Below are 8,868 nucleotides of genomic sequence, written 5' to 3' on the forward strand. Positions count from 1 at the left end.
CCGACGGCGCTGATGGCATACGGGAGGTGACCAACCGGTATCGTTGAGGCAATCATGCTTGTACTCGCTGTCGACACCGCGACGCCTGCCGTTACAGCAGGACTGGTGGAACTGGAGCAGGCCACCACTGCGCCGCAAGTCCACACTCTCGCCTCCCGGGTGACCGTGGACGCGCGTGCGCACAACGAGGTGCTTACTCCGCAGATCCTCGCCTGCCTCGAGGAGACCGGTCGGACGCGCACCGATATCGCCGCGGTCGTGGTGGGCGTCGGCCCCGGCCCGTTCACCGGGCTGCGGGTCGGGATGGCCACCGCCGCCGCCTTCGGCGATGCGCTGGGCCTGCCGGTGCACGGGGTCTGCAGTCTCGACGCCATCGCGGCCGAGGCCTGGCCGGAAGTGCCCGCCGGTGGCACCCAGGCGGTGGACTCGGGGGACGACGGAGCCGAACTGCTCGTGGTCACCGATGCCCGTCGCCGCGAGGTGTACTGGGCGCGCTATCGGCGGACCGGTCGCATCGACGGCCCGGGGGTGTGCAAGCCGGTCGATCTGGATTCGGGCGAGGCGACGGCGATCGCGGGATCCCCTTCGCACGTCGACTTTTTCGATCTCCAGGTACTGCCGGTCGAAACCCCGTCGCCCGCCGGACTGGTGCGCTGTGCGGCGCACGACATCCTCGCGCGGGCGACTCCGCAGCCGCTGATTCCCCTCTATCTGCGCCGTCCCGACGCCGTCGAGCGCAGCTATCAGGCGGTGCGATGAGTACCGAATCCTCGCCCACGGTGCACATCGAGCCGATGGGCCCGGCCGATATCGCGCGCTGCGTCGAACTGGAGCTGTTGCTGTTCCCCGAGGACGACCCGTGGCAGGACGTGGCGTTCCGGTCCGAACTGGCCGGCGCGCACAACCGCTACCTGGTGGCGCGTGACGACGCGGGCCGCATGCTCGGTTATGCCGGCATCGCGCTGCTGGGCACGACCGAACACCCCGAGGCCGAGATCCACACCATCGGCGTCGACCCGCAGGTGCACCGTGGCGGTATCGGCACCGCGCTGTTGCGGGCGCTGCTGTCGGAGGCGGGGCGGCGTGGCGGTCCGGTCTTCCTGGAGGTGCGCACCGACAACGCGCCGGCCATCGCGCTGTACGAGAAGCACGGCTTCCACATCATCGGGCTCCGCAAGAACTACTACCAGCCCAGTGGCGCCGACGCCTTCACGATGCGCCGTCCGGCGATGACCGGATTTCCACATCCGGGCGCCGAACGCGCCCATGACTCCGAGGTCCTGTCGTGATCGTCCTGGGTATCGAAAGTTCTTGTGACGAAACCGGAGTCGGCATCGTGCGTCGGCATCCGGACGGGACCTGCGAACTGCTCGCCGACGAGGTCGCGTCCAGCGTCGACCAGCACGCCCGGTTCGGGGGAGTGGTTCCCGAGATCGCCTCCCGTGCGCATCTCGAGGCCATCGTGCCCGCGATGCGCCGGGCGCTGTCGGCGGCGGGGATCGCGAAGCCGGATGCGCTGGCCGTGACCATCGGCCCGGGCCTGGCGGGTGCGCTGCTCGTCGGGGTCGCGGCCGCGAAAGCCTATGCCGCCGCCTGGGATATCCCGCTGTACGCGTTGAACCATCTCGGCGGGCACGTCGCCGTCGACACCCTCGAACACGGCCCGATGCCGCCCTGTGTGGCGCTGCTGGTCTCCGGCGGGCACACCCACCTGTTGCACGTCACCGATCTGGCCGAGCCGATCGTCGAACTCGGTAGCACCGTCGACGATGCGGCGGGGGAGGCGTTCGACAAGGTGGCGCGGCTGCTCGGCCTCGGATTCCCGGGCGGGCCGGCGCTGGATGCCGCAGCGGCCCACGGTGATCCGACCGCGATCGCCTTCCCGCGCGGAATGACCGGTCCGCGCGATCCGCGCTACGATTTCTCCTTCTCCGGATTGAAGACCGCGGTCGCGCGGTACGTGGAGGCGGCGCAGCGCGACGGCGCCGAACTGCCGATCCCCGATATCGCGGCCTCGTTCCAGGAAGCGGTAGCGGACGTGCTGACCATGAAGGCCGTTCGCGCCGTCCAGGATGTGGGTGTCGACACTCTGGTGCTCGGCGGCGGCGCCACGGCCAACTCACGGATTCGGTCGATGGCCGAACAGCGGTGCGCCGAAGCCGGTGTCACCCTGCGGGTGCCGAAGCCGCGGTTGTGCACGGACAACGGCGTCATGATCGCCACACTGGGCGCGCACGTGATCGCCGGCGGCGCGGCGCCCTCGCCGCTGAGTGTGGCTACCGATCCCGGATTGTCGGTGGCTACCAGTCAGATTCACTGACGGACCCGCGGGCTCAGTCCTCGGGTTGCACCGTCGTGGTCGGATGCGGCGATTCCGCGGGCTGGGCGGGTTCGGAGTCGGCCGAACCCGAACTCGAATGCGGGGGTACCGGAATCCGGGAATGCCCCGGAGTCGTCGGCCTGGTGGGTGCGGCACCCGGTGTCGGGGCGCCGGGGGTATTCGGCTGGGGGGTAACCGATTCCGGTGTGGTCGGGCCCCACAGCGGGCCGAGCAGATGCGGAAGATTCGGTAGCGGAATCTGCGGCAGGTTCGGGTCGGGGCGCAGCACCGGAGCGCTCGTCGTCGGGGTGACCGAGGGCGGCTGCTCGGTGGTGGGCGGCAGCGAACTGCTGCCCGGCGAACTATTGCCCGGAGCGGAAGTCTCGGGCTGCGTCGTCCCCGCCGTGGTTCCGGCTGGGGTGCGCTCCCGGCCCTGGCCGGTGCCGTTCGTGGGCGTCCCGGCCGGGAGCGGTGTGGGGGCGGACGGAATGGTGAGCTGGGCGGTATCGGTCGTACCCGCGGGAGTCACGTCCTGGTGGGCCGCCGGCACCAGTTCCTTGACGCCGTAGCCGACGACCAGGCCGACCACGACAACCGCGCCCGCCAGGGTGCCGACGAGCTTGGTGAAGGTGCTCGCCGAGCCGTCGCTGCCGAGCGCGATCGGCGCGAAGGCGGACGGTTGCGCCGAATCCGCCACCAGCGCCGCACCTTTCGCAGTCACCGACTCGGGTTCCGGAACCGAGAGCACGGGAATGTCGAGCAGGGCATCCAAGCCGTCGACCACCGAGACGATATTGGCCCCGCCGCCGATCACGGCGACCGCCTCGGGCAACTTCGGCGCCCGCGCGAAGACGGCGCGCGCATAGGCCGCCAGCTCGCCCACCAGGCCGGCGACCAGTTCGCCGAAATCGGCGCGGGTCAGCTTCAGCGGCTTTCCGGCGACATGGTCGATCGTCACGGCCGGAGCGATCGACAGATGTTCCTTGGCCGCCCGGCTGCGGTTGATCAGCATGGTGCGATTGGGGCGGGTCCCGCGTCGCGCGAAGTGGCAGTCGAGCAGATGGTGGTAGATCAGCTCGTCGACCGCCGCGCCGCTGATGGCGTCGGTGCGCTCGGAACGCAACACCGTGTCGTCGGCCGGATCGGCGACGGTGACAGTGGTTCCGGAGGCGCCGAGATCGATGACGGCGACCGTCTCGTACCGATCGAGCAGACCGGTATGCCGCAGATAGGTGAGGGCCGCGGTGCTCTCCGGAATGAGCTGCACATCCCGGCGCTGCCGTCCGATCGCGGCACGAATCGCCATGGCCTGTTCACGATCTCGGTAGGCGACCGCGATCGCACCGTCGGGTACGGGCTGGGTCCGGGGTGCCGCGGCGCCGGGCGTGTGCGCGCCGACACGATGGAGATAGTCGCGGGGCATCTGGGTCGTCATCAGCTCGATCGACGAGGCCACCAGATCACCGGGGTCCGAATGTGCCACATCGGCCGATACGACGCGGTAGTCGAAACTCTGGGCGCCGTTGGGGGCGGTGGCCACGACGGCCGAGCAGACGACCTCGTTTCCGGCGGAGATACCGAGGGACGTTCGCATGTTCACCTCCCTTCTCGAGCTGGTCGAGCGGACGGTCATGGTGGTGCCGACCATCTCGAACGGACATCACGGGCATCCGCTGTGCGGCGCATGCTCCGCGCGCGGATCGGGGCTCGGTGCCTCGGGGTGTGAACCCGGTCGGGTTCCGGTTCCCTCGGGCAGTCGGTCCCATCGGGTTGCGATCCGTAGTTCGGGTCGGGACCGGCCGTCGATCACGTGCGGTCTTGTTCTCGTCTCAGGTGTGCGCGAGGGTATTCACGCGAGTGGGTGAAGCGTGGTTGTCGGTGCTGTTCTCGGCGGATCGCGTGACGGTTACGGCCGATGCGGCCCTGACACGGAATCAGTCCTGGCAACACATCCCCAGTCCTGACAGCACATCCATGGCATGACCGATCACGGAACCGTCTTACATACTGTCACAGTCCGTTATCCGAACGTTACAGATTTTTCGGATCAATTGCCACGCCTTCGGGCGTGTCGCTCGATTCCCGGTAATCAGCACTGCCCACCCTTGAGCGCTGGCACTCTCATGTATAGAGTGCTAGTCGGCACTGGTTGTGCTCGGTGCCAACTCGACTTCTGGGCAGGTGTCCCGGCACCCGCGACGACGGGGCCATGCACAGGGTCGGCACGGCGGTAGTGGTTGGGTCCGAAGGAGGCAGCTCGCGTTACCACGCAGGGCCGAACGAACGCCGCAACTGACACAGTGACCGAAACCGTGAGTCCGGGGAACGGCCCCGGACGAGACGAATCCCCTGAAAGTGGAGGGCTCAACGTGGCGAGCGTGAACATCAAGCCGCTCGAGGACAAGATCCTCGTCCAGGCCAACGAGGCCGAGACGACGACCGCCTCCGGCCTGGTCATCCCCGACACGGCGAAGGAGAAGCCCCAGGAGGGCACCGTCGTCGCCGTCGGACCCGGTCGGTGGGATGAGGACGGCGAGAAGCGCATTCCGCTGGATGTCAAGGAAGGCGACGTCGTCATCTACAGCAAGTACGGCGGCACCGAGATCAAGTACAACGGCGAGGAGTACCTGATCCTGTCGGCGCGCGACCTGCTGGCCGTCGTCGACAAGTGACGATTCACCGATGACCCACGCGGTCGTCGCACCGTAACGACCACTGCCCCGGTGCCCCACACGTGGGCGTCGGGGCAGTGGTCGTCCGGGGCCGTGCGGCCGCGGGTCGTCGCAGGCACGTCCATCCACACCCCACCCCAAGGACATTCCAACCATGGCAAAGCAGATCGAGTTCGACGAGAAGGCTCGTCGGGCAATGGAACGCGGCGTCGACAAGCTGGCCGACGCCGTCAAGGTCACCCTCGGCCCGCGCGGCCGGCACGTGGTGCTGGCCAAGGCGTTCGGCGGCCCGACCGTCACCAACGACGGTGTCACCATCGCGCGTGACATCGACCTCGAGGATCCGTTCGAGAACCTCGGCGCGCAGCTGGTCAAGAGCGTCGCCACCAAGACCAACGACGTCGCCGGCGACGGCACCACCACCGCCACCGTGCTGGCCCAGGCCCTGATCAAGGGCGGCCTGAAGAACCTCGCCGCGGGCGCCAACCCGATCGGTCTCGGCACCGGTATGAGCAAGGCCGCCGACGTCGTGTCCGAGGCGCTGCTGGCGGCCGCGAAGCCGGTCTCCGGCGAGAAGGCCATCGCGCAGGTCGCCACCGTCTCCTCCCGCGACGAGGAGATCGGCGAAATGGTCGGCAAGGCGCTGACCACCGTCGGCAAGGACGGCGTGGTCACCGTGGAGGAATCCTCCACCCTGCACACCGAACTCGAGGTCACCGAGGGCGTCCAGTTCGACAAGGGCTACCTGTCGGGCTACTTCGTCACCGACCACGACAAGCAGGAAGCCGTCCTCGAGGACGCGCACGTGCTGCTGCACCGCGAGAAGATCAGCTCGCTGCCGGACTTCCTGCCGCTGCTCGAGAAGATCGCCGAATCCGGTAAGCCGGTACTGATCGTCGCCGAGGACGTCGAGGGCGAGGCGCTGTCCACCCTGGTGGTCAACGCGATTCGCAAGACCCTCAAGGTCGTCGCAGTCAAGGCGCCGTTCTTCGGCGACCGCCGCAAGGCCTTCCTCGACGACCTGGCCGTCGTCACCGGTGGCACCGTGATCAACCCCGAGCTGGGCATCAGCCTGCGTGAGGCCGGGCTGGACCTGCTGGGCCACGCCCGCCGCGTGGTGGTCACCAAGGACGACACCACCATCGTCGACGGCGCCGGCACCCAGGAAGCCATCGATGCGCGGGTGGCCCAGCTGCGCGGCGAGATCGAAACCACCGACTCCGACTGGGACCGCGAGAAGCTCGAGGAGCGGCTGGCCAAGCTGTCCGGCGGCGTCGCGGTGATCAAGGTCGGTGCGGCCACCGAAACCGCGCTCAAGGAGCGCAAGTACCGCGTCGAGGACGCCGTCAGCGCCGCCAAGGCCGCGGTCGAGGAGGGCATCGTCTCCGGCGGCGGTACCGCGCTGGTGCAGGCGGCCACCAAGCTGGTCGAACTGCGTGACTCGCTGAGCGGCGATCAGGCCGTCGGTGTCGAGGTGGTGCGGCAGGCGCTGCAGGCGCCGCTGTACTGGATCGCCACCAACGCCGGCATCGATGGTGCCGTCGTGGTGAGCAAGGTCAGCGAGGGTAAGGACGGATTCAACGCCGCCACCCTCACCTATGGCGACCTGATCACCGACGGTGTCGTGGACCCGGTCAAGGTCACCCGCTCCGCCGTCCTCAACGCCACCTCCGTGGCGCGCATGGTGCTGACCACCGAGAGCGCCGTGGTCGACAAGCCGGCCGAGGACGAGGGCGACGACCACCACGGTCACGCGCACTGAGTCGTCCGACTCGGTATTTCGGCCTCCGCTTCGCTTCGGCGGTGTTGCGGCCCTGGGGCTCGTCGATCGGCACCTGTTGCTCGCTCCTGCGTCCCGTGTGCAACGGGCAGCGATCGACGAGCCGCAGCCGTCGCGGTCGAGTGGGTTCGCGGTTGGCGATGTGAACGGCCCGTTGATGTTTCGTTCGAAACATCGGCGGGCCGTTTGTTCGTTCGAGGAGCGGAGGCGGTGGGTCCGTCCGGACGCCCGCACGGGTGGTCGAGGGACCGTGGCCGGCGCAATGCTGTGGCTTGTCGAGGCCCCTGTCTTGTCGAGTGCGGTGGATCGTCGAGCGCTCCGGCCGTCGCGCTGCGCCTTGTCCGGTGTGACTCGTCGGCGGCTCGCTGCGGACGGTCGGCGGCAGTGGCCGAGAACGGCGAACGGCCCGTCCACTCCGGGTGGCGGGCCGTTCATTTCGTAGGAATCGTCCGCGGTCCCCGTGCGAGTGGCTCGGGGCCGCGGGGGCGAAGCTCAGCCGATCGCGGTCGGGTCGGCTTCGTCGTGGGGGAGGGGACGGGGATGGCGGGCGGGGGCGGCGGGGGCGCGATCGTCGGCGATCGCGGCCAGCAGCCGAGTACGCAGGGTGGCGGGGGGCTGGACGGCCGACGCCGAGGCAAACAGGGTAAGAGCTTCTCTGGTCAGTTGCACTTCCGTGTCGAAGTCCGCGCGCAGTACCGGATCGCCGGAGTCCAACAGCTCCTGCACCGCGCGCTGGTCCTCGTCGCCGATCGATCCGAGCGCGACCGTATGCGCGAGATCGATCTGGCTCTCGTTCATCTCACGTCACTCCCAAACTCTTCTTCAGTCGTGTCAATCCGTCCCGGATACGGGACTTGACGGTCGGTAGTCCGACACCGAGGTAGTCCGCCACCTCGGCATAGGTCCGGCCGCCGAAATACGCCAGCGAGATGGCCTCGCGCTGGGTATCGGTCAGGGTGGCAAGGCTTTCGCGTACGGCCTGTTGGTCGAGCCGGCGACCGACTTCCTCGGTGACCTCGTCGAATTCGTTGCCCAGGGTGCTGGCGCCGTAGGTGACCTCACGCTGGGCATGAGCCTGCTCTGCGCGGACCCGGTCGACGGCTCGCCGATGGGCGAGCGTCATCAACCAGGTCACGGCCGAACCCTTGGCTGGGTCGAAATTGGCCGCGGTGCGCCAGATCTGGAGGTAGACCTCCTGGGTCGTCTCCTCCGCATAACCGGAATCGTGGAGGACACGAAGCACCAGTCCGAACACCCGGGCGCAGGTGCGGTCGTAGAGCTCGGCGAATGCTTGCTGATCGGACTTGCCGCAGCGTTCGAGAAGCGCGGCTAGTTCGATACTTTCGGCTGCGCGTGCCGTGATCGCAGAGTCCACACTCGGTGTGGCCACCCGACCGTCCCCGATGGATCCTTGGAACGAGTCGCCCTCTGCGGCCGGCGGCCGCGTTGTCACAACGCTCCATTCTGAGTCATCGATCACTACCGTAGCGCGCCGCTATGACCTCCTTTCGGGTGGGGTGCGTCGAGCAAGGCACCTGTGGCCCAGCGGATTTCGCGCACAACACGACACGCCGAGGGGTCTATGGAGACACGCCGTGACACGCCGACAAGTTCACGAAACGCTGAGGCATTGGGTGCGGCTGCTGGCCACTATGCGGCAGGCAGATCGGCGGTGGCCGACAACCTGCGCCTGTATCGGTCTCGCCGGCCACGTTCAGTGGCCCGGTGTTTGCTAGGTATTCGGCGCCCCGGCGGGTTCGGATTGGCGATGCGTGCCCGAATTTCGCGGGCGCCGCTCAGACCGCCATCCGGCGGCGATTGCGCCGGGCGTGCAGCTCGCGCTCGGTCTCGGACATGCCGCCCCAGATGCCGTACGGCTCGCTGACCTTCAGGGCGTGGCTGCGGCACTGCATCAGCACCGGGCAGGTCCGGCAGATCTCCTTGGCGCGCAACTCCCGCTGGGTCCGGGCGCGGCCGCGTTCGCCGTCCGGATGGAAGAACACGGAGGAGTCCACACCGCGGCAGGAACCGCGCATCTGCCAATCCCAGATGTCGGCGTTGGGACCGGGGAGGTGGGTGGGCATGGGCATGGTGAA

The 8,868-nt window shown here is 68.4% G+C and carries 9 protein-coding genes; 5 read left to right on the top strand and 4 right to left on the bottom strand.

The window, feature by feature from the left end; all coding sequences use genetic code 11:
• Positions 1-54: 54 nt before the first annotated feature.
• The 3 genes from tsaB to tsaD are packed head-to-tail and all read left to right on the top strand — an operon-like array spanning position 55 to position 2,320.
• Positions 55-759 (top strand): tRNA (adenosine(37)-N6)-threonylcarbamoyltransferase complex dimerization subunit type 1 TsaB, encoded by a 705-nt coding sequence (gene tsaB / locus ON37_RS04565; protein WP_040717001.1) that lies wholly within the window; start codon positions 55-57, stop codon positions 757-759.
• Positions 756-1,289 (top strand): ribosomal protein S18-alanine N-acetyltransferase, encoded by a 534-nt coding sequence (gene rimI / locus ON37_RS04570; protein ID WP_040717003.1) that lies wholly within the window; start codon positions 756-758, stop codon positions 1,287-1,289. Before tsaB ends, rimI begins: the two co-directional genes overlap by 4 nt.
• Positions 1,286-2,320, top strand: a complete 1,035-nt coding sequence (gene tsaD, locus ON37_RS04575; protein ID WP_040717005.1) for a tRNA (adenosine(37)-N6)-threonylcarbamoyltransferase complex transferase subunit TsaD — start codon at positions 1,286-1,288, stop codon at positions 2,318-2,320. The genes rimI and tsaD overlap by 4 nt, the downstream gene beginning before the upstream one ends.
• Before the next feature lie 13 nt (positions 2,321-2,333).
• Here the strand turns inward: tsaD and ON37_RS04580 are convergent, their stop codons facing one another.
• Complete coding sequence (locus ON37_RS04580) at positions 2,334-3,914, bottom strand: DUF7159 family protein (protein ID WP_051031204.1); 1,581 nt, start codon at positions 3,912-3,914, stop codon at positions 2,334-2,336.
• 775 nt (positions 3,915-4,689) lie between these two features.
• Here ON37_RS04580 and groES point away from each other — a divergent pair.
• Complete coding sequence (gene groES / locus ON37_RS04585; RefSeq protein ID WP_030513506.1) at positions 4,690-4,992, top strand: co-chaperone GroES; 303 nt, start codon at positions 4,690-4,692, stop codon at positions 4,990-4,992.
• Positions 4,993-5,146: 154 nt separating this feature from the next.
• A complete protein-coding gene (groL, locus tag ON37_RS04590) occupies positions 5,147-6,754 on the top strand; it encodes a chaperonin GroEL (RefSeq protein ID WP_040717008.1) in 1,608 nt (535 codons plus the stop codon).
• 510 nt (positions 6,755-7,264) lie between these two features.
• Here the strand turns inward: groL and ON37_RS04595 are convergent.
• The 3 genes from ON37_RS04595 to ON37_RS04605 all read right to left on the bottom strand — a co-directional run bounded on the left by ON37_RS04595 (position 7,265) and on the right by ON37_RS04605 (position 8,862).
• Positions 7,265-7,570: an RskA family anti-sigma factor gene (locus ON37_RS04595; RefSeq protein ID WP_051031203.1), complete on the bottom strand. Its 306-nt coding sequence runs from the start codon at positions 7,568-7,570 to the stop codon at positions 7,265-7,267.
• Between the two features lies 1 nt (position 7,571).
• Entirely contained in the window at positions 7,572-8,147 is a 576-nt protein-coding gene (locus tag ON37_RS04600) for a sigma-70 family RNA polymerase sigma factor (RefSeq protein WP_040717022.1), read from the bottom strand.
• Positions 8,148-8,568: 421 nt separating this feature from the next.
• Positions 8,569-8,862 carry a WhiB family transcriptional regulator gene (locus ON37_RS04605; protein WP_030513510.1) on the bottom strand — a complete coding sequence of 98 codons (294 nt, stop codon included), beginning with the start codon at positions 8,860-8,862 and terminating at the stop codon, positions 8,569-8,571.
• Positions 8,863-8,868 lie beyond the last annotated feature (6 nt).

Source organism: Nocardia veterana NBRC 100344 (assembly GCF_000308855.1).
GTDB classification, from domain to species: Bacteria; Actinomycetota; Actinomycetes; order Mycobacteriales; family Mycobacteriaceae; genus Nocardia; species Nocardia veterana.

Coding starts and splice junctions, on each gene's coding strand:
- tsaB (WP_040717001.1), top strand. CDS start 55: ATGCTTGTACTCGCTGTCGACACCGCGACGCCTGCCGTTACAGCAGGA.
- rimI (WP_040717003.1), top strand. CDS start 756: ATGAGTACCGAATCCTCGCCCACGGTGCACATCGAGCCGATGGGCCCG.
- ON37_RS04580 (WP_051031204.1), bottom strand. CDS start 3,914: ATGCGAACGTCCCTCGGTATCTCCGCCGGAAACGAGGTCGTCTGCTCG.
- groL (WP_040717008.1), top strand. CDS start 5,147: ATGGCAAAGCAGATCGAGTTCGACGAGAAGGCTCGTCGGGCAATGGAA.
- ON37_RS04595 (WP_051031203.1), bottom strand. CDS start 7,570: ATGAACGAGAGCCAGATCGATCTCGCGCATACGGTCGCGCTCGGATCG.
- ON37_RS04605 (WP_030513510.1), bottom strand. CDS start 8,862: ATGCCCATGCCCACCCACCTCCCCGGTCCCAACGCCGACATCTGGGAT.